Raw genomic sequence first — 20,371 nt, forward strand, 5'->3', positions numbered from 1 at the left:
ACCATGCACACCGGTCCCACCGCCGATCAGATCACTTTCGTCCACGACCCGTTCAACATCTCCGAGAACCGGGGCTTCGGGCCGGTGGCCCATTCCTGCGCCGGTCCGCAGGCCGTGAGCTTCTGGCAACTGGCGGAGCGGATCGTCCGGCCGCCCGGGGCGTCCGCCGCGGGCCGGGACTCCCTCGCCTTCGCGACGGTGGCCGGCCAGGAGGTGATCGTGTGGCGGGTCACCGCGCGGGACGGCATGGACCGGGGCAGCCTGCGCTGTCACGCCCTGTTCGCGCCGTCGGGCCGGCTGACGGCCCCTGTCGCCCTCGGGCTGACGGGACGGGAGTGGTCGCGGCGCTCGGGCGCGCTCGACGCGGGTCTGGGCCGCACGCTCGACGTGCTGGACCTCGGTGAGTTGCGCCGGGAGGCGGAGCAGGGGGCGGACGTCCTCCGGGCGCAGGCGGCCGACCACGCGGACGTGCTGCGCCACCTGGTGTCCTGGGTGCTGTACGAGCCCGGACGGCAGCTGTCGATAGCCGAGGAGGATTGCGTCGGCGACAGTCCCCGCGCGCTGGTCCTGCTGGGCCTGGTCGAAATGCTGGAGCGGCTGGTGCCCGGCCCGTGGACCTTCTCCACGCTGGAGTACGAGGAGTCCGGGCCCTACCGTCTGATGATCATGCCGAAGTGGCCGACGCCGGGCCACTCCACGCATCGCAGGCTGCGGCTGCACGGTCAGGAGCCGCCCGCGGACTGGGCGCTGGAGGCGGCGCGGCTGCTGGTCGCCCGCTACGCCGAGTCCGGGACGCAGACGCTGGAGCTGGTGGGCCACCCGGCCCTGCGCTGGTCGGAGATGACCCCCGAGGAGCGGTGCCGTGAGCTGCTGTCGCTGCTTCGGCCGCGCATCGGCCCGGGCCCGGCCTCGCCCCCCGCCGAGGACGAGCACCTGCCGGACGACACCGCCGGGCCGGACGAGCGGCCGCCCGCCGGCCCGCCCGCCGACGGCGGCGGCGGCGCGGAGACGTCGTCCGGCGCCCCGTCGCCCGACGACGTGCCGGCCCTCCCCCGGGGCTGGCACGTGCGTGAGGCGTCGGACACCGGCCAGGCGCCCGCCCGTCCGGCGGGCCCGCCCGACGACATGGAGACGACCACGCACGAGCACGAAGCCGCCGCCTTCCAGCCGCTCCTTCCCTACGACCCGTACGACGACGACGCGTCCACCGGCCCGCCGGCTCACCCCCAGTCCCACCACGACCCCGGTCACGACACCCGGCACGACGCGGTTCACGGCGCCCACCACGAGTCGTCCTTCGTGACCGCGACGCGCCGGTCCGTCCTCGGACACGAGTCGTTCACCGCCCCCGCCGAACCGGCCGCGCCACCTTCGGACGGGATGGCCGAGCAACTGCCCTTCAGCCCCGCGGGGTTGCCCCCGTCGGTCGCGCACGGCTCCCCGGCGCAGCCCCGGGCCAAGAAGGGGGCGTGGACACCGCGCTGGTTCAGGGGCGAGGGGGCCCACGCCGCTCCGCAGCGGACCGAGGACCCGCCGGGCGCGGACGCCGTACGACGGGACGACGCCGCCCGGCCGCACGGCGGCCCACGTCAGGACGGCGACGCACCAGGCGAGGGTGATGCGCGGCGGGCCGAGGACACACGGCGGGACCGCGCGGGCGCGGAGTGGGCGAGCGCACTCGGCGACATGGAGCTGGTGGAGAGAGCGACGCGGTGCCGGACCCGCGACGAGGCGGACGCCCTCCGCCGTGAGCTGGAGAAGCGCACCGCGCACTGGGACGAGGCGACCGCCGACGCGGCGTGTGAGCTGGCCATCACCCAGGGGCTGGGCCTGACCCGGACGACCTCCGGCCGGCTCAAGCGGGTGTCCGTCATTTCCCCCGCCCACCTCCACTGGCTCTTCGTGCGCAAGCCCGTGCGCAGGCCCGGCCCCGCGCGCGTCTGGGCGACGTTCCTCGGGATGCACGGGTGGGCGCTCCCCGCGGAACTCTCCGGCCTCCTGCTGACCACACTCCAGGACCACATGCTGCGGCCGGAGCTCGTTCACCCGGCCTTCTTCACCACCCACGGCCCTGCGGCCATCATGCGGGCCCACGGACTGGCGAGCCCGGCCGAACGGCCGGCCCGCCGCCGACGCGGCGAACCGGCGCGGGCGCACGCCGTCGGGGACAGCGACGACCGGCTCCTGGCGGCGGGCATGCTGCTCGGGCTCATCGCGGCCCTGGTGTTCCTCTTCGTGGTGCTGTTCAACACCTGAGGCGGCAGCCGCCCGTCACACCTGCCCGAGGCCGAACATCTCCTCCTCGGGCAGGTGCGAGAACAGCCGGACGGGCGGCGCGGCCGGGTCCCTGGCGGCCAACTCCCGGACTGCCGCGTCGAGTTCCTCCGACGCCTCGGCCGCCGTGCGGCCGAAACGCAGCACGGCCCGGCGCCATGTCTGCTCCCATGTGCCGTCGTCGACGTACTCGGCCGCCACGAGCCCGGCCGCCAGCACGACGGCCGCTCCGCCGATCGGATCGGTGTCGTCGCCCCGCCCCAGCAGGAACACCTCGTGGGCGAACAGGTCCCGCAGCTCGGTCTGCCGCCGCCGGGTCAGGCCCTGAGCGACCGCGTCGAGCAGCACCAGCGGGGGCGGCTGGTCGCCGCGCAGGCAGATCCGGCGGATCTCCTGGTGCACGTCGGCGGGCCGGACCGGGCGGGCGGTGCCGAGGAGGCGCAGGGCGGCGCCCCGGCCGAACGGGCGCATGACGCCCCGCAGGACGAGGACGTCGACGGGTGCGTCCTGGTCCTGCACGGTGGGTGCGCCGCCGGGATCGAGGAGTTCGCAGCGCAGGGGACGCTCGGGGACCCGGGCGGTGAGCGCCGCCCGCAGCCCGGCGGCGGAGTCGGCCCGGCTCTCGGCGGGGGCTCCGCCGTGCCGTCGCAGGGCGCGTCGGGCGAGGTCGAGGTTGCGGGTGCGCGGGAGGCCGTCGCCCGGGTGCTGCAGCCGCCGGCGCAGCCGGGCGGTGGCGGGGTCGGACGGGATCGTCAGCTCGGCCGCCGTGAGATGCCACAGGGTGGGCGCCGACCGGTCGTCGCCCAGCAGGTCGGCCGCGTCCACGGCCATCTGCCGCCGGGGGCGGCGGCGCCGGCTCTCACGGGCCAGCAGGTCCGCCCCGCGCAGGGCGGGCAGTTGCTCCTCGTGGGCCTCGCGCTCCGGCAGCGGCGCGGGGTCGACGCCCGAGGGCAGGACGCGGTGCAGCAGCAGCCAGGTGCGGTGCACGCCGTGGTTGGGCGCTCCGAAGCGCTGCCGGGCGGCCTTGAGGTCCGCGGCGGCGCGTCGCCGGTCGCCGAGGAGGTGCCCGTGGAACACGGCCGCGGCCAGGGACAGGGGTGCGGTGGTCCGTTCCCCGGGGAGGCGGCCGATGAGGCGGGCCACCGGTTCGCGCAGCGGTTCGGGCAGCAGCGGCGCCCCGGCGACGGGACCGTACAGGGCGGCCTCCCCGGCGACGAGCACGAGCCGGCGTCCGGGGTCGGGGATCCGGGTGAGTGCCGCACTCAGGGCGTCCAGGTGGGGTCGCGCCTCCCCCGGCTCGCAGTGGATCAGGGAGTGCAGCGCCTGGGCGAACCACTCGTCGGGCGCCGCCGGCGGCGGGCCGCCGCACGGCCGTTCGCCGGTGCGGGCCCGCAGCGCGTCCCTCCAGTCGGCCAGCGCCCGCCGTGCGGCCTCGGTCCTGCCGAGCCGGTGCAGCAGGGCGCACTCGGCGCGAGCGATCTCACTGCCGGCACGGCCGCGCCGGGCCGACCTGAGGGGGGCGGCCAGGCCGATCCAGCGATCGGCCCGCACGAGGTCGCCCGCGGCGGACAGGGCGAGTTCGGCGCGCAGCGCCAGCACGCGCAGCCGCTCCTCGTCGTCCCGGGCGAGGAGCATGGCCTGCCGGGCGTGGTCCTCGGCGCGGGCCGGCTCCAGGACGCCCGCCCAGGCCCGTGCGCGGATCAGGTGGGCGTCGTAGCCGAGGGCGCGGCGGCGTTCGTCGTCGGGGTCGACGAAGCGCTGCACGGTGGCGTCCAGGAGGTGGACGGCGCGCAGCGGTTCGCCGCGCAGCATCCGGACGCGGGCCTCCAGCACGTCGAAGCCCATGGCGTCGGCGCCGGGGTCGGTGCGCAGGATGCCCTCGACGGGCACGCCCGACCGCACGGCGGCCTCGGCGTCGGCCAGCGCCGCCCTGGTCCGCTCGGCGGCCGCCTCCTCGGGCCGGCGCAGGGCGGCCCGGTCGAACCGGGTCTTCCACGCGCGCACCAGGTCGGGGCGTGCGGCCAGGCGCCATTCACGCATCGCGTAGCGGGCGATGAGCAGGGCCCTGGAGTCGGCTCCGCCCGTCATCCAGTCGAAGGTGGTGGTGAACACGCCGTCCGCGGCGCGCTCCCCGTCCGCCGAGCCGTCGGGGCCGGGTCCGGTGCGGGCCAGGCACGTCGCGTACAGCAGGCCCGCGTCGGCGAGCCAGAGGTCGTCGAGGCGCTCCCTGGACCAGGGGCGCTCCCGGCCCGGGGGTCCGCTCTCTCGTTCGCGGAAGATCGCCGCGAGGGTCTCCCGAACCTCGTCGAGGGTGCCGGCGCCGGCGCGAGCGGGGTCGCCGAGCAGCAGGGCGCAGCGCAGGAGTTCCATGCGGCGTTCGTCGGGGCGGGGCGGCGGCTCGCCGTCCTGGCTCATCGTGGCCCGGCGGCACGCCAGTTCGTAGTAGCGGGCGACGTCCGGCCAGCCGGGGCGGCCGTCGTAGAGGACGGCGTGCAGTTCGCCGTAGGCGCGTTCGAGGGCGATGTCGTACCAGAGCTGGAGGGTCATGGTCCGCGGGTCGGGGAGCTGCGCCTCGCCCAGTTGGGTCTCCTGCCTGCCGAAGTCGGCACTGAGCAGGCGTTCGGCGAGGTTGAGGACCGTGCGCACGGCGCCGCGCCGCCAGGCGTCCTCGACCGCATCGCGCCAGACCCGGGCGGCCTCGTCGATGGATCCGGCGCGGCCGCGGTCGGGGTCGGCGGCGCTGTGCAGCTCGTGGTAGATCTGCTCGATCGTCCACTCGGCGGCCGTCTCGGAGCGGTCCTCGCGCGCTTGGGCGGCGAGTCCCGCGCAGCGGATCCTGCCGTCGTGGTGCAGCCGCCACCAGGCTTCCGCGTCCTGCCGGCGCATGCTGTGGCGCACCGCGCGCCGGACGTTGACGTGGACGACCAGTTGGTCCTTCTCCTCGATCCTCATCCAGGCGGAGCTGTGGGCCGCGTCGAGCAGTTCCTGCCAGAGGCCGTCCGCCGCGTCGTCGGTGCGCAGGTCCGGTTCCCCGGGCAGTGTCTGGCTCAGCAGGGGGACGAGGACCTGCCGGAAGTAGTCGTAGGTGGGGTGACGGGCCACGGCGCAGTAGCGCAGGGCGAGTTCGACGCGTGGGTTCCTGCGGCTGAGTTCCCGGTCGAGGACGAACAGTTCCAGGGACTCCATGCGGGCCCGGGGCAGTTCGTCGGGCTTGTCCAGGGCGAGGTCGGCGAGGAGGGCGAGCACGAACGGCGTGAACCCGGGGGCGCCCTCGAAGTCCTCGCGGCAGGCGGTCACGATCTGGTTCGCCAGGGGCTCGTCTATGCCGCGGGTCCGCAGGTATTCACCGGCGTTCTCCAGGGTGAAGGGGGGCACTTCGAGGGACCGCCACCGCCCCGATACATGACCGAAGGCCTGGGGGAACTGCGGGTGTTCGGCGATGTCGGCGCGCCCCGAGAGCACCAGCCGGACCCCTTCGACGCGGGTGAGGACGCCGAGCACGTCGAAGAGGGGGCCCATGTCGAATCCGGCGGTGCCGAGCAGTTCGTCCAGGGTGTCGAGGCAGAGCACGACCATGCGCGCTCCCTCGCCCGCGACCGCGTCCTCTCCCCCGCCCGCGACCACGTCCTCCAGCGCCGCGACGAACTCGTCCATGAGGCGTTCGGGCGGCGCGACGGCTTCCGGGTGCAGCGCGGTGCCGTCCACGTGCTCGCGGGCGAGCGCGTCCAGCAGTTGCTCGTGCTGGTCGACGAGGGCCTGGAGGCGGGCCGTCGTGGACCGCGTCGCCACGGGTTTCAGCTGGCTGAGCAGCTGGCGGGCGAAGTCGACCAGGAGCAGGAGGGGATGGCGCAGCAGGCGGGCCGAGTCGAGGGTGTCGACATCGCGCAGGGCGCAGGGCACGGGCGGGTCCTGCTCGGCGCAGTGACGGGCGATCAGCCAGGAGAGCTGGGTGCTCTTGCCGTTGCCGCCCGGACCGTGCAGGTGGACGACCTTGGGGGCGTTCGCCTCGTCGGCGTGGAGCGCTGTCTCGAGCGCGCCCTCCACCTGGGGGCGGGCGACGTAGTGCCGGGTCCGGTCGAAGCAGGTGCGCCAGACGCCCAGCATGGCCAGCTGCGCCTCAGCCCTTCTCTGACGCCTGATCAACTTTGCGTCGATCAGGTCCTCTTGGACGAAGTCCCGGAGTTCGGCGGGCGCGATGGCTTCCTTGAAGCGCCGGCCCGCGACCACATGACCGAGGCGCAGCGCGCCGGAGTACCAGTGGTCGAAGAGTTCGATCGCCTCGTCGGTGCGCCCGGCCACCACCAGAAGCCTGACCCTCTCGACCGCGGCGGCGCCACCGCCCTCCTCCTCGAGATGCCGCGCCAACTCCAGTGCGTGTTCGACGAGTTCCGTGGGACGGCCGGCGTACTTCGGTCCCCTGGTGCGTTCGGCGTGATTCCCGGCGTCATGCCACCAGGCGGTCCAGGCGCCAAGCCTGATGTCCTGCGGGACGTGGTAGCGGCGTTTGTCGTCCTCGCAGAGCTTGACGTAGTCGCGGTCCACCAGGTCGTCCAGGGAGTGGCCGAGTCCTCCCGCCAGCGCGTCGAAGGCGCCCCGGGTGAAGCGGGTGCACACGCTGCACCGTTTCAGCACCTCATAGAGCGTCCTGTCGGTGTCGAAGGTGCACCGGAAGGCGCGGAAGTGCGTCCGGTAGGGTTCCGCGACCTCCGTCGCCGAGCGTACGATCACGACCTGCCTCCGCTCTGCGTCCTCCGGGCGACGCGTCCGGCCGTCGCCAGCAGGTCCACTCCGACCTCACGGCCGTCCCCGTCGGCCAACTCCTTGACCGTGCTGCGCCATTCGGGCGTCCCGTGCCAGTCGATCCCGTTCCTGGCCCCGATCTCCCGGAACAGCGGGCCCGCGAAGTCCGCGGGCCAGTTCTCGCAGTGGATGTCGAACGGCTTGGTGCAGAACATTGTGAGCCAGCGCACATCAGCCCCGTTCCTGGTCGCCGCGACGATGCTCAGGGACGCGCTCGCGAGGATCTTGTCGAAGAGGTTCCTGACCAGCTGACCTGCGACGGCGTCGTCCGCCTCCTCGAAGTGGTCGATCGCCAGAACGACGTGTGATCCGGGCGGCGCGATCTTGACCATGAGCTCGCGGCCGGCGGAGAAGACGTCCTCCGCGTGCCCCCTCAGCACGGTGCGGCCGTCGCCTCGCTCGTGCCGCCGGCGCCATTCGTCGATCCGTTCGCGCAGACCGGCGAGTTGGCTCTCGACCTCCTCGTCATGGGCCCAGTGGTCGCGGGCCACGCTCTCGGCCAGTTGCGCGACCGTCTCGACGTAGGGGTCGGGTGGCGGGCGCAGCTCTCCGTCGGACAGGCCGTCCTCGTGCCGGTGGAGGTCGACATAGAGCGCGATGCCGCCGCGCGCCTCCCAGGCGCGCAGCACCGACTTCAGCACATGGGTGGTGCCCGAGTGGGCGCCCCTTCGGGGCCCGCCGTGGGTTCTGGGGCCGTGCACGGCCACCAGCCGCTTGACGGAGGCCCCGTCCTGGAGGGCGTCGAGGGCCCGCCTGCGCTGTGCGACGCGGTCGGCCCCGTGGTGCAGGTCGTCGTACAGGGACCGGCGGACCCTGGCCTCCGCCTCGGACGAGGGCGTCGGGCGGGGCAGGACGAGACCGGGGTGGCAGTTCACGGTGGTGACGGCGCGCAGTTCGGGCGCGGTCCGCACGGCGCTCCCGGTGGCCTCGTCGAGCGCGCCGCCCTCGGCGAGGGTTCGGTAGAACGCGCTGACCGGCGCGCACAGCCGGCAGTCGTCGGGGGCCTTCGCACCCCGCAGCGCGAGGCTGACGGTGCCGAGGACGGGGTCCTGCGCGTCGCTCCGCAGGAAGGCGTCGAGCCTGCTGCGGGCCTCCGGTGTCCGCACGGGGCCCGTGGAGACGACGAGGCGGGTGTGCGACAGGTTCAGTTCGCCGAGGTCCAGCGTTTCGTCGGCGAGGAGTTCCTCCGCGGCGGTTCCGGCGAGATGGAGGATGTGCGGTTGAACGTGACGCAGGCGGGGAAGGAGCGTTTCACGGTTCAGACGACCTGGCAGTACGTCCACCTCCCACCAGGGCACCTTGTCGCGCAGCGCGTAGTGCGCGGCGATGTCCTCGTGCCCGGACACGCCTCCGCCGGGGCGCACGGAGGGATCCACCCCCAGCACCATTACCCGGACGGGGAGATCGGGGAACACCGCCGGCGCGTCCGGCTGGAAGTTCCCGGGGCCCAGGCGGCTGCGCACCAGCCGCCAGACCCGTCCGTGGACGCGCCCCGCCTGCTGGAACAGCTCCTCCCACGGGACCTCTTCGAGTTCGGGCGAGTTGATCTGCAGCACCACGAGACCGGACGGCGTGACGCCGGACGGCTTCGGGGGCGCGGCCTCGCCCTCCTGCGCGGCGGTCGGGCCGTCCTGCTCCAGGGCGAGCGCCCTCTCGCCCTGTGCGACGGCCGCGAGCAGCTCCGCACACATCCCCTCCCCTCCCCCGTCGTCCCGGATCTCCGCCTCGCGGAACCCCGTCCGCTCTCCGCGCGGCCACGTCAGCACCGCGTGGTGGACTCCCGGCGTCGCGGAGACCTTCAGTCGTATGTGCACTACCGGTGGACCGACGGCTGACATCTCCACCACCCCCCTGTGACTCACTTGCTCCCCAAGTCCCTTTCTTCTCAACGGCCTTCCATATCGGACCGGAACGCTTCGAGGACGCGCTCCCAGGTGGACCGCAGTCGTTCCCCGCCGGTCCTTCCAGGCCCGGCCAGCCCGGACAGCAGGGTCACGGGGGCGATCAGCGAACGCGCTCCGCCTTCCTTCCCGCCGGTCGGGTCGTCGCGCAGGTCCACGCAGAGCGCCTCCGGCGATTCGGGACAGGCCGAGGTGAACTCCCGCATGCCGGCCCGCTGTTCGTCATTCAGCGCCGCGCCCTCTCTGAGGGCGTGGGCGTGGGTGAGTTCGCCGACCAGCAGCACGAACAGGTGGTGGAACAGCGCGAGCGCGCGGATCTCCGGACGGGGGCAGCCCGACTGGTCGTCCCGGATGCGCAGATGGCAGGCGCCCACGTCCATCGGGGTGCCCGACTTGTAGAGCCCGCGCAGGGCTTCGTGTTCGAGACTGAGGGCTTGTTTGCGGATCCTGCACCAGCCGTCGTCGGCTTCGGGAAGGGCTCCGGCGCGCAGGCGGAGCACGCGCGCCAGGGCGCTCTTCGTCATGGCCCGCAGCGCCTCGTCGCCGTGCCCCCCGGCGGTCCCCAGCCAGGTGCCCAACTGCGCTTCCAGCAGCTTCAGTTCAGGACGGTCGGCGTGGTCGTCGAGGCCCAGCAGAACGCCTTCCACCCGGTGACGGTGTGCGGCCAGGCCGGCCGGGTCCTCGCGCCGTGCGTAGCGTTCGAGGGTGAGGTGGTCGGCGCGGGCCCGCGCCCGGCGGGGCCCGGGCCGGTCGTCCTCCAGTTTGTCCTCGGCGGCGTGCTCGGCCTGCTCGGCGAGGAGCAACTCGCAGTCGCGGCGCAGGGCGAAGAGGTCCTTGCGCAGGGTCTCACCGTCGCCGTGGCGGCTGTACTGGTCGACGCCGGCGGTCCAGCGGGCCGGGACGAGCGTGTCGAAGACCAGGCCGACCCGTTCGAGGACCTCCCGCCATGCCCCGAGGTCACGCAGCACGCGCAGCAACTCCACGTTCAGCAGGGCGGTCTGCTCACTGTCCTGCGCGCCGGCACCGAGATCCCGCAGGAACTCCTCGCCCGCTTTCCGGGCCTCGCTCAGGCGTCCGCACTCCCGCAGGCCGCGCACGTACAGCGCCTGGGTGACGGCGGCGAGCCTCAGGTCGGCCCGCGGGGTTCCGGGCGCGTCGGCGGCGAGGGAGGCGACGGCCGGGACGGGCGGGCCGGTGCCGTCGGCGGTCTTCTCCGCGGTCTCCAGCAGCCTCGCGGCCAGGGCGAGTCGGGCGGGCTCCAGTCCCGCCCGGCCGCTGATTCTTCGCAGCAGGCGCTTGACCTCGTCCTGAACGTGTCCAGTCGGCGCCCGGCTGAGCAGGCCGCCGACGAACTCCAGGCACAGGTCCCAGCGTTCGACGCTCTCCAGGTAGGGCAGGGCTTCGGGGATCAGGAACTGGAGGTCCGCCGAGCGGCCGTAGGAGCGGTTGCGGAACGCCTCCCGGACGAGCCCCTCGGTGTGGTCGGCGGCGACCCGGGCGACGTCGCGCAGGCGGGCCGCGCCGTCCTGGCCGGCCGTGCCGGCGTGCTGTGCGGTCCCGGCGGCCCGCACCACCGCCGGATGGATCCGCACCGCCAGTCTGTGCCCGTCGGGCGACTCGGTGAGGTGGATGAGGTTCTCCTCCCGGAGGCCGGTCAGCAGCCGGCGGATGTCGGCGACGACGTCGTCGCGCTCCAGCGGGCGGCTGCGCACGCCGGCCCAGACGACGGCCAGCAGGGACGTGGCGCACGGGTCGTCCGCGCGGGTGACGAGGACGCGGTGCACGGCGCTGAGCCGGCACAGCACGAAAAGGAGGTCGCGGGAGCCGTCGTCCGGGGCGAGCCGGTCGATGGCGTCGCGGGCCCAGGCGCCGAGCCGGTCCTGGATGCGCTGGTCGTCGGCCGTCGCCGTGCTGCCGTCCTCGACGAGTCGGCGCAGCGCATCGGCGCCTCGGCCGGCGGCGGAGTCGGCGAGGCCGAGCAGGGCGGGGTGGCCTTCGGTCGCGTGCAGTATCCGCTCGACGAGCCCGCGCTCGTCCGGGTCCCGCGCGGCGCGGTCGATGAACTCGCCCAGGTGCGGCAGGCTTCTGGCGTACCGGAAGGCCTCGCGCGGGGACAGCAACCGCACGGGTACGGACTCCATGTTCTTCAGCGGGATGGGGCGCGGGCTGGTCATGATGAGCCGGAAGCCGACGGCCTCGCGGTCGGTCAGGGCGCTGATCACCTTGTGCCAGCCGGGATGCCGCCAGGGGTCGGGCGCGGGCCGTCCGGGCTGCGCGGGGGTGTCGTCGACGAGGTCGTTGAGCAGGGGGCCGACACCCTGCAGGTACACGAGGTGGTTGTGACTTCGGTTGCCTGTCAGAAACGCGGTGAGCAGGTCGCAGAACCGGGTGAGCTCGCGTGGGTCGGTGACCAGGTCCGCCGCGGAGGGGACGCGCCCCCTCTCGCTGCGATAGTGGTCCTCGATCTCGCTGAAGCACCTGATCAGCGCGTCGAGGAAGCCCTCCAGCGCCTCGCCCGGGTCCTCGGGCCAGGGCTCGGCGGGGTGGTGGAGGATCCGCCGGTAGAGATCGGCGTGCTGGTTGATCAGTTCAGCGGCGCAGGCGCTCTTCCCGACGCCCTCCATGCCGTGGAGGACGATGCCGTTCTTCTTGCACCGGGGTCCGGGCCCGATGATCGCGTCCCCCAGTTCCATGGCGTCGTGGTGTCCCAGCAGCCGGTCGGGCGGGGAGGGGAGCAGTTTGGGTGACGTCCTGCGGTATGCCGTCAGGGGGCGCCTGTGCACGGTCAGGTCCGTGGCTGCCGCGCCGTAGAGGACCGGCGAGATCGCGTCGAGGCCGGTGATCGCTTCGCGGTGGTCCGCGATCGCCAGGGCGAGGGCGCGGGGCAGCGGGAGTTCCCGATGCAGGAGCTTGCGGTAGAGGGACGTGAGGATCCGCACGGCCGCCGAGTCGTCGATGGGGTGCCGGAAGGCGAGGACGGCACAGCCGTGCAGACGGGCGAGGTCGGCGGCCAGCCGGTCGGCTGCCGGTCCACCGTCGGCCTGGGCGGCCCCGGCCTGCGTGGCGCGGGCGGCCGGGGTGAGCGGGGCGGCGGCTTGGGGGGACGCGGCTTCGACGCCGAAGGCCGCCATGAGGTCGGCCTGGGAGGGGTCGGCCGGGCGGCCGCTGATCACGGCCAGCCGCAGTATTCGGTAGGGGTCGGCCGACCGCAGCATGTCGATGAGGGTTTCGGCGGTGAGCGCCGGCTGCCGGCCTTTGCCGTCGTCGGCCACCCACCCCCCGAGTGGTCCCGGCGCGGCGAGGTGCAGGATGAGCTGCCAGAGACCGGTCGTGGGGTGCGGACGACTGGCGTGTTCCAGCTGGCCGCGCAGCTCGGTGTGGGTCAGCCGGTGGGAGAGGGTCTGCGTGGTGATGTCGGCCTGTTCGTCGCGGCCGATGTCCCGGACGGTGGTGAGGACACCACGCTGTTCGGCCCGCAGGTCGACGGTGTCCTCGCCGCCGGGGTGGTGGAACGCCCCTATCAGGTGGACCGGGAGGGCCGCCTCGTCCCGGATCTGCGCCGGGGAGAGCCGCGCGGCCGCGTCGGCGTCGGCCGTCGTCGGCTCGATGACGAAGGTCAGCCCCCGGTCGACGAGGGGCCCGTCGCGGTCCGCCGCCAGTCCCAGCGGGTAGCGGGCGATCTCCCACTCGGGCCGGTCCGCGCGCAGCACCAGCCGGACCACTCCGGTGCCGTGCGAAGCCGAGTTCGCGAGGACCGTCCACAGCCTCTCGCCGAGGACCTTGTCGCGCAGCCACTCACCCTGCCGGCTGACGATCTTGTCGGCGGTCGGGGGGTCGGCGTGCTCGTCGCGGACGAAGCCGTGCGGGTCGTACAGGAAGCGGTGGTCCTTCACGCTTCCCCCGAGGGCGACCGTGTGCGTGAACGCCCGTTCGTGGCCGGGAGGGCTGCACCGCCAGGTCCAGCGAGGCACTCCGCGTTCGTCCACGGCGAAGTCGCTCACGGACATCAGGACGCAATCGTCCCCCGTCACGGCTCGGTTCCCCCCTGCCGCCTGCCATCGGAATCGGGCGTGAGCCCGTGGCAGCAGAGTAGGGCCGTCGGAAGAACCCACCACCGTTTTGAACAGAACGCGCGGGACCGTCCGGCAAACGGTCAATTACCGCCGTGAATTCGCACCCAATTTCTCAAGTCCTGTCGCCGGATTGCCGCTCGGTCCGCCTCGACGAGCAACCCCGGATTGCCGGCCGCGATGTCGTAGGCGCACCAGGCGAGTTCGTCGTTGTCGTCGAGCAACGCCAGGAGCCGGGGGGCGGCGGCGGTCAGCAGCGGCAGCAGCCGCGCCGACGGCAGCGGTCCGAGCGGCACGCGAAGCAAGGACGGCGCGGTGCCGGGCAGTCCGGTACGGGAGGTGAGGAGGATCCGCGGCGTGTCCGCCGTCCCGGCGAGGGCGTCGAGGAGCGGGCGCCAGCGGGGATCCTGGCACAGCAGACGGTCGGCTCCGTCCAGCACGAGGAGCAGGTCCGGCCGTCCGGCGAGACAGCCGACGGCCGCCTCGACCGGTGCGGGCCAGTCCTCCTCCCGCGCGGCGTCCAGAGTGTCCTCGCAGGCCGGCAGCCGATGGGCCAGGTGTGCCAGGAAGCCGTCGACGGAGTGGGGGTGGGCGGGCGGACGGCCCGAAGCCGCGCCGCCGTCGTGGACCGGCGGCGCCCATTCGGGTCGCGGGTGCCACAGGACCGGGGAGATCTCCTGCTGGTGCCGGTGTGCCAGGACGGCGGCGCAGGAGGTCGAACCAAGTCCCGCGGCCCCGTGCAGTACGGCGCCGCGGCTCGCCCCGGACGGGGAGGTCGCCGCTCGTGCGGCGCTCATCTCCTGCTCGCGGGCGACGAACGGCTCGGGCGGATCCGGCAGCGGTCCGGCCATGCTCAGGCCGACAGCATCGAACGGGCCGATCACCGAGTTGTCCTGAGTGAGCGTCAGGTAAGGCGCGTCGGTCCCGAACAGCACCGGGGTGCACGCCGACAGCAGCGGCAGGGCACGTTCGGGCAGGTCGGGATCGTCGGCCGCCGTGCGCAGCGCGTATCGCAGCGCCGCGGGCAGCGGCCATCCCTTCCCCAGCAGCCCCTGGTACAGAGCGGCGTCGAAACGGACGGCGAAGTCGTTGCCCACCGGGAAGCGCATCGCCACCACCGCACAGTCGAGTTCGTCGGCCAGCGTCGCGGCGAGGGACGTCAGCGGGCGGCCGGCACTCCGCGCGGGGTCCTCCCCGCCCGACCAACAGGCCGTCAGGCAGAGCAGCTTGAGCCTCCCCCGCGCGGCGGCCAGCAGCCGCCCGATCTCCCCCGCGCCGAGTGACGACGCGCTGCCCCCGTCGAACCGCGTGCCCTCGCCCTCCCCTAGGGCGTGTTTCGAAAGCCCCGTCTGGTCTCGTTCGAGCAGTAGCCCGCCCGGCAGGCCGTGGCACACGATGTGGACCACGTCCCAGTCTCCGTCCTCACCGACCGTCTCGCCGAGCGCCGTCGGCCCGACGCCGAACTGGAGGGTCCTGACGTGGGCCGCGACCTCCCAGCCGGCGGTGCCGGCCAGGACGGCCGCGCGCAGGGCGTCACGGTGGGCGGTCAGGTCCAGGGGAAGCGTCCCCTCGGCGAGACTGAACAGCGCCAGGACGCGCAGCTTCCCGCCGACGACCGCCCTGGTACGGCCGCGCGGAGACGCCCGGACGCCCCTCACCAGGGTCGTGCCGTGCAGGGCGAGCGGCACGCCGGAAGATTCCGGGGTCCCCGACTCCCGCCGCACCGGGGCGAGTTCCCAAGGTAGTGCCTCGAACTCGGCCAGCTCGGGCGGCAGTCGCATCGCGACCTCTCCCACGTCGGCCAGCTCTTTCGTGAGCCCGCCCAGGCCCTCGCAGGCCAGCCACTCCCCCGCCCGTCGCAGCTCGTCCTCGATGCCGTCCAGGTCACCGGGGTTCCGGGCCCGCAGCTCCCTGATCCGCTGCGGCAGCCGGCGGAGGTCAGCGAGGGCCTGCCGGCCGCCGGGGATCCGGTCCAGCCGTACTGGGTGCGTCAGTACCGGCGCCCCGCCGGGCCGCTCCAGCGTCCAGGTCCACGCCACAGGCAGGCCGCGCTCACCGTCGTACAAGAACTGTCCCTGGCGTATCGACAAAACCGTCAACCGGTCCATGATGAGCGTCCTTTGATATAGCGTCGGCGCGTCGGCACGTTCCACTCCATTCGACTCCACACTCACCGGGATTCCAAAGGGTCCCGTGCGATCGGGGGATGTGATGCACAAACACAAGGGATATGTGCGCGAATTGCGCAGGGCTTTCGGTTTTCAGGCCGCCTGGTTTCCCGACAGCGAGGTGCGGCTCGGTGACATCGGCGTGTTCCGCGGTGGGCAGTTCGAGCGGAAGGCGTCCCTGGAGGAGTGGGGCATCGGGTGGCAGCCGCGTGTGCGTCCCGGCGCCAGCCCGCTCTACGAGCACCGGTCCGAGGGAGCCGTCGACGTGTCGTCGGCCGGCACGGCGGCGGGCGGCGCTCCGGGCGTCACCGCGGGCGGCGGCATCGACGTGCGGTTCACCAGGGCCGGCGCGGTGCTCTTCAGGGCCGTCGACTGCTGGTCCGAGGAGGTCGAGAACATCGGCGAGATCGAGGAGGCGATGAAGGCGCGGCGCCGGGAGAAGAAGTGGCCGGCTCGCCACGCCGTGGTCACCGAGGTGGTGCACGCGGGGTGGGCCACGGTGCTGATCTCCGACTCCCGCACCGACAGCGCCCGGCTGCGGACCACCGCGGACGCGACGGCGCTCGGCTGGGACGCCCTGACGGCCAGGGCCCGCCTCGAGTGGGCCGGCGGGTCCGGCGTCAGCACCCGCATCCTCTCGCAGGGCGACCTGACGCCCCTGTACCGGGCGAGGGGCGTGCTGCGGCGCCCGTTCGGCGGGCCCTCCGTGCGGTTCATGGACGAGCCGGGCCCCGGGACGGAAGAGGCCGTACAGCCGGGCGACGCGTACGTGGGCGACGTGTACAGCGACATGTTCGACCTCGACGACGAACACGACGAACGCGATGAGCTGTAAGGGCCTGACGGGCGGGCCTGACGAGCCCGGCGGGCTTGACGGGTCCGGTGCGAGCCACGCCTGAACAGCGTCCCGGACCGGGCGGGTTCAGCGTTCCGCCCGGTCCAGCTCCTCGTCGAGGGCGAGGGCGGCCCCGATCAGCGCCAGGTGGGTGAACGCCTGCGGGAAGTTGCCGAGTTGCTCACCCGTCACGCCGATCTCCTCGGCGAACAGCCCGACATGGTTGGCGTAGGTGAGCATCTTGTCGAAGGCGTACCGTGCCGTGTCCACGCGTCCGGAGCGGGCGAGCGCGTCCACGTAGAGGAAGCTGCACAGTGAGAAGGTGCCCTCGCCGCCGCGCAGGCCGTCGGGCGAGGCGGCCGGGTCGTAGCGGTAGACGAGGCTGTCGGAGACCAGGTCGGCCTCCATGGCGTCCAGGGTGGACAGCCAGCGCGGGTCACGCGGGGCGACGAAACCGACCGCCGGCATGAGCAGCAGCGAGGCGTCCAGTACCTCGGTGCCGTAGTGCTGGACGAACGCCCCGCGGCTTGCGCTCCACCCGCGGTCCATGACCTGGTGGAGGACGGCGTCGCGGGCGGCGGTCCAGCCGGCGAGGTCGGCGGGGCGGGCGAAGTCCCGGGCGAGGCGGATGCCGCGGTTGAACGCCGTCCAGCACATCAGACGGCTGTAGGTGAAGTCCTGCCGGCCGCCCCGCGTCTCCCAGATGCCCTCGTCGGGCCGGTCCCAGTTCCGCGTCAGCCAGTCCAGCAGGCCGGACAGGGCCAGCCAGCCGTCGTAGCCCGCGATGTGCGCGATGTCGTCGGCGCCGGACAGGGCGTGGACGGCCTCGCCGTAGATGTCCAGTTGGAGCTGCCCGGCTGCGTTGTTGCCGATGCGGACGGGGGACGAGCCGCGGTAGCCCTCCAGATGATCGAGGGTCTCCTCGGCGAGACGGGGGTCGCCGTCGACCCGGTACATGATCTGGAGAGGTTCGCCGGTGACCGTGCGGCCCTCCTGGAGCCGTGCGCCGAGCCAGCGGCGGAAGGCCTGCGCCTCGTCGGTGAAGCCCAGGCCGAGCAGGGCCCGCATCGACAGGGAGGCGTCCCGCACCCAGGTGTAGCGGTAGTCCCAGTTGCGTTCGCCGCCCGGCTGTTCGGGCAGGCCCGCCGTCGCCGCCGCGACGGGTGCGCCGGTGGGGGCGTACGTGAGGAGCTTGAGGGTGATGGCGGAGCGGTGGACCATGTCCTGCCAGCGGCCCCGGTAGCGGCTGCGGCGGACCCAGCGGTACCAGTATCCGCGGGTCGCGTCGAACTCCTCCCGCAGGCTGTCGGCGGTGGGCGCGGCGGGCGGCGGCGTCCCGGCCGCGCCGACGGTGAGGACGACGGCGGCCCGCTCGCCGTGTCCGAGCTCGACGGCGGCCCGTACGTCGTCGCCGTCCGCTTCGAGGGTGATCGGCCCGGCGGTCCGGAGGTACGCGTCGGCGCCGGGGCCGGAGAAGAGTGCGGTGTCCGGGCGCAGGTCGAGGCGGTGGCCTGCGCGGGCGTAGTCGAAGCGGGGGCGGCAGCTCAGCGTGCAGCGGATCCGGCCGCGGGTGACCCGCATGATCCGGACGAGCGTGCGCCGGTCGGTGGCGGTCTCCGGCCGGTCGACCGGCATGAAGTCGATGACCTCGCCCACCCCGCCCGGGGTGAGGAAACGGGTGACGAGTACGGCGGTGTCGGCCAGGTAGAGCTGGCGGGTGGTGACGTCGTCGCCGTCGACGGTGACGGCGAAGTGGCCGCCGCGGTCGTGGTCCAGCAGTGCGGCGAAGAGGCTCGGCGAGTCGAAGCGCGGGGCGCAGAACCAGTCGACCACGCCCTCGGAGGAGACCAGGGCCGCCGTCTGGAGATCGCCGACCAGCCCGTGGTCCCCGATGGGTGGATAGCGTCGTCGCATCGTGCTCCCTCCGGCCCTCAGGGTTGTGCACCTGCCGCTCCCGGGACTCCGGCGGGGTCCTTTGCACCGGCCTGCTCCCGACCCTCCGGCCGCCGCGGACCGGCCACCACAGGGGTTACGCCGACCGCGTGACGACGACACCGGCGCCGCCGTCTAGGCTCGGCGCATGAAGATCGACGTGGACCCCTCGGGCCGCCGCATCACACGCTGATCACAATGGGACCGGGATCTTCTTGAGAGAGCTGTGCCGGGAAAGGGAACTTGCATGAGCAACTTCGGGTCGATCTACGAACACGGCTTCGCGCGTGTCGCCGCGTGCACCGGCCACGCGGCCATCGCCGAGCCGAACGCCAACGCCGAGGCGGTCCTGCGGCAGGCACGCCGGTGCTCGGAGGAGGGGGTCGCGGTCGCCCTCTTCCCGGAGCTGGGCCTGTGCGGCTACTCGATCGAGGACCTGCTCCTCCAGGACGCCCTGCTCGACGAGGTCGAGGAAGCGCTCCTGGCGGTGGTGGCCGGCTCGGCGGACCTGCTGCCGGTGCTCGTGGTCGGCGCGCCGCTGCGCCACCGCCACCGGATCTACAACTGCGCGGTGATCGTGCACCGGGGCCGGATCCTCGGCGTCGCGCCCAAGTCGTACCTGCCGAACTACCGGGAGTTCTACGAGAAGCGCCAGATCGCCGCCGGCGACGACGAGCGCGGCGGGACGATCGTTCTCGGCGGCGCGAGCGTGCCGTTCGGCCCGGACCTGCTGTTCGCGGCCGAGGACGTACCCGGTCTGGTGCTGCACGCCGAGATCTGCGAGGACATGTGGGTGCCGGTGCCGCCGAGCGCGGAGGCGGCGCTGGCCGGGGCGACCGTCCTGCTCAACCTGTCCGGCAGCCCGATCACCGTCGGGCGGGCCGAGGACCGCAAGCTGCTGTGCCGCTCGGCGTCCTCCCGCTGCCTCGCCGCGTACGTCTACGCGGCGGCCGGTCTCGGCGAGTCGACCACGGACCTGTCCTGGGACGGCCAGACCATGATCTACGAGAACGGCGTGCTGCTCGCCGAGACGGACCGTTTCCCGCAGGACGACCAGTACGCGGTGGCCGACGTGGACCTCGACCTGCTGCGGCAGGAACGCCACCGGATGGGCACGTTCGACGACAACCGCCGGGTGCACGCCGCGCGCACCGGCGGCTTCCGGCAGGTGCCGTTCCGCCTCGACGCCCCCAGGACCGACCTCGGGCTGCGCCGGCGGGTGGAGCGGTTCCCGTTCGTGCCGGCCGACCCCGAGCGGCTCGCGCAGGACTGCTACGAGGCGTACAACATCCAGGTCGCGGGGTTGCAGCAGCGGCTTGCGGCGATCGGCGGGCCGAAGGTCGTCATCGGTGTGTCGGGCGGTCTCGACTCCACGCACGCGCTGATCGTCGCCGCCCGGGCCATGGACCGCGCCGGACGCCCCCGCAGCGACATCCTGGCCTTCACGCTGCCCGGTTTCGCCACCGGCGAGCACACCAAGGGCAACGCCCACAAGCTGATGCGCGCGCTGGGCGTGACCGCGGCGGAGCTGGACATCACGCCGACGGCCCGGCTCATGCTCCAGGAGATGGGCCACCCCTTCTCCTCGGGCGAGCCGGTGTATGACGTGACGTTCGAGAACGTGCAGGCGGGACTGCGCACCGACTACCTCTTCCGGCTGGCCAACCAGCGCGGCGGGATCGTGCTCGGCACCGGCGACCTGTCCGAGCTGGCGCTCGGCTGGTGCACGTACGGCGTCGGCGACCAGATGAGCCACTACAACGTCAACTCCGGTGTGCCGAAGACGCTGATCCAGCATCTGATCCGCTGGGTCGTGAGCAGCGGGCAGTTCGACGAGGAGACCAACGACACGCTGACCGCGATCCTCGACACCGAGATCAGCCCGGAGCTGGTGCCGGGCGAGGAGCTGCAGTCCACCGAGTCGAAGATCGGCCCGTACGCGCTGCACGACTTCACCCTCTTCCACGTGCTGCGCTACGGCTTCCGCCCGTCGAAGATCGGCTTCCTGGCCTGGCACGCGTGGCGTGAGAAGGACGCGGGCGCGTGGCCGCCCGGGTTCCCGGAGAACGAGCGGACGGCGTACGAGCTGCCGGAGATCTGGCGCTGGCTGGAGTACTTCTGCCACCGCTTCTTCGGCTTCGCCCAGTTCAAGCGCTCCGCCATGCCGAACGGCCCGAAGGTGGCGGCCGGCGGCTCCCTCTCCCCCCGCGGCGACTGGCGAGCCCCGTCCGACACGACGGCCCGAACCTGGCTGAGGGACCTGGCGCGCTGGGATGTACCGAAGACGAGCGGCGAGTAGCCGACGGGGGTCCGGAGGCCGGGCCGGGGATCGGGGCCCGAGGTTCGGACCTGGGGATCGGGGCCGAGGATCGGACCCGGGGCCGGGGCCGG

8 protein-coding genes are annotated in these 20,371 nt (G+C 73.4%); 3 read left to right on the forward strand and 5 right to left on the reverse strand.

All coding sequences use genetic code 11. From position 1 onward, the window contains the following. The first annotated feature begins 3 nt into the window (after positions 1-3). Positions 4-2,256, forward strand: coding sequence for a hypothetical protein (locus tag ACFYXA_RS09265; RefSeq protein ID WP_389030073.1), 2,253 nt, complete (start codon positions 4-6; stop codon positions 2,254-2,256). Between the two features lie 15 nt (positions 2,257-2,271). Here ACFYXA_RS09265 and ACFYXA_RS09270 read toward each other — a convergent pair whose 3' ends face one another. The 4 genes from ACFYXA_RS09270 to ACFYXA_RS09285 form a co-directional block, all read right to left on the reverse strand. Further along, positions 2,272-7,002, reverse strand: a complete 4,731-nt coding sequence (locus ACFYXA_RS09270) for a hypothetical protein (protein ID WP_389030076.1) — start codon at positions 7,000-7,002, stop codon at positions 2,272-2,274. After that, positions 6,999-8,888 (reverse strand): ATP-binding protein, encoded by a 1,890-nt coding sequence (locus ACFYXA_RS09275; RefSeq protein WP_389030078.1) that lies wholly within the window; start codon positions 8,886-8,888, stop codon positions 6,999-7,001. The genes ACFYXA_RS09270 and ACFYXA_RS09275 overlap by 4 nt, the downstream gene beginning before the upstream one ends. A gap of 71 nt (positions 8,889-8,959) precedes the next feature. Continuing rightward, positions 8,960-13,006: a hypothetical protein gene (locus tag ACFYXA_RS09280; protein ID WP_389030081.1), complete on the reverse strand. Its 4,047-nt coding sequence runs from the start codon at positions 13,004-13,006 to the stop codon at positions 8,960-8,962. A 122-nt stretch (positions 13,007-13,128) separates the two neighbouring features. Beyond that, positions 13,129-15,153, reverse strand: a complete 2,025-nt coding sequence (locus ACFYXA_RS09285) for a CHAT domain-containing protein (protein ID WP_389030084.1) — start codon at positions 15,151-15,153, stop codon at positions 13,129-13,131. Between the two features lie 133 nt (positions 15,154-15,286). On the opposite strand from ACFYXA_RS09285, the gene ACFYXA_RS09290 reads away from it, so the two are divergent. Next, the gene (locus ACFYXA_RS09290; protein WP_352248684.1) at positions 15,287-16,048 is read left to right on the forward strand and encodes a hypothetical protein; all 762 of its coding nucleotides are present in this window, start codon (positions 15,287-15,289) and stop codon (positions 16,046-16,048) included. A gap of 87 nt (positions 16,049-16,135) precedes the next feature. Here the strand turns inward: ACFYXA_RS09290 and ACFYXA_RS09295 are convergent, their stop codons facing one another. Beyond that, on the reverse strand, positions 16,136-17,962 hold the full coding sequence (locus ACFYXA_RS09295; RefSeq protein WP_389030088.1) for a glycoside hydrolase family 15 protein: 1,827 nt from the start codon (positions 17,960-17,962) through the stop codon (positions 16,136-16,138). A gap of 265 nt (positions 17,963-18,227) precedes the next feature. Between ACFYXA_RS09295 and ACFYXA_RS09300 the strand changes: the two genes are divergently transcribed. Beyond that, on the forward strand, positions 18,228-20,279 hold the full coding sequence (locus tag ACFYXA_RS09300) for an NAD(+) synthase (RefSeq protein ID WP_389030091.1): 2,052 nt from the start codon (positions 18,228-18,230) through the stop codon (positions 20,277-20,279). Positions 20,280-20,371 lie beyond the last annotated feature (92 nt).

The organism is Streptomyces sp. NPDC002566, assembly GCF_042889585.1.
Taxonomy (GTDB): Bacteria; Actinomycetota; Actinomycetes; order Streptomycetales; family Streptomycetaceae; genus Streptomyces.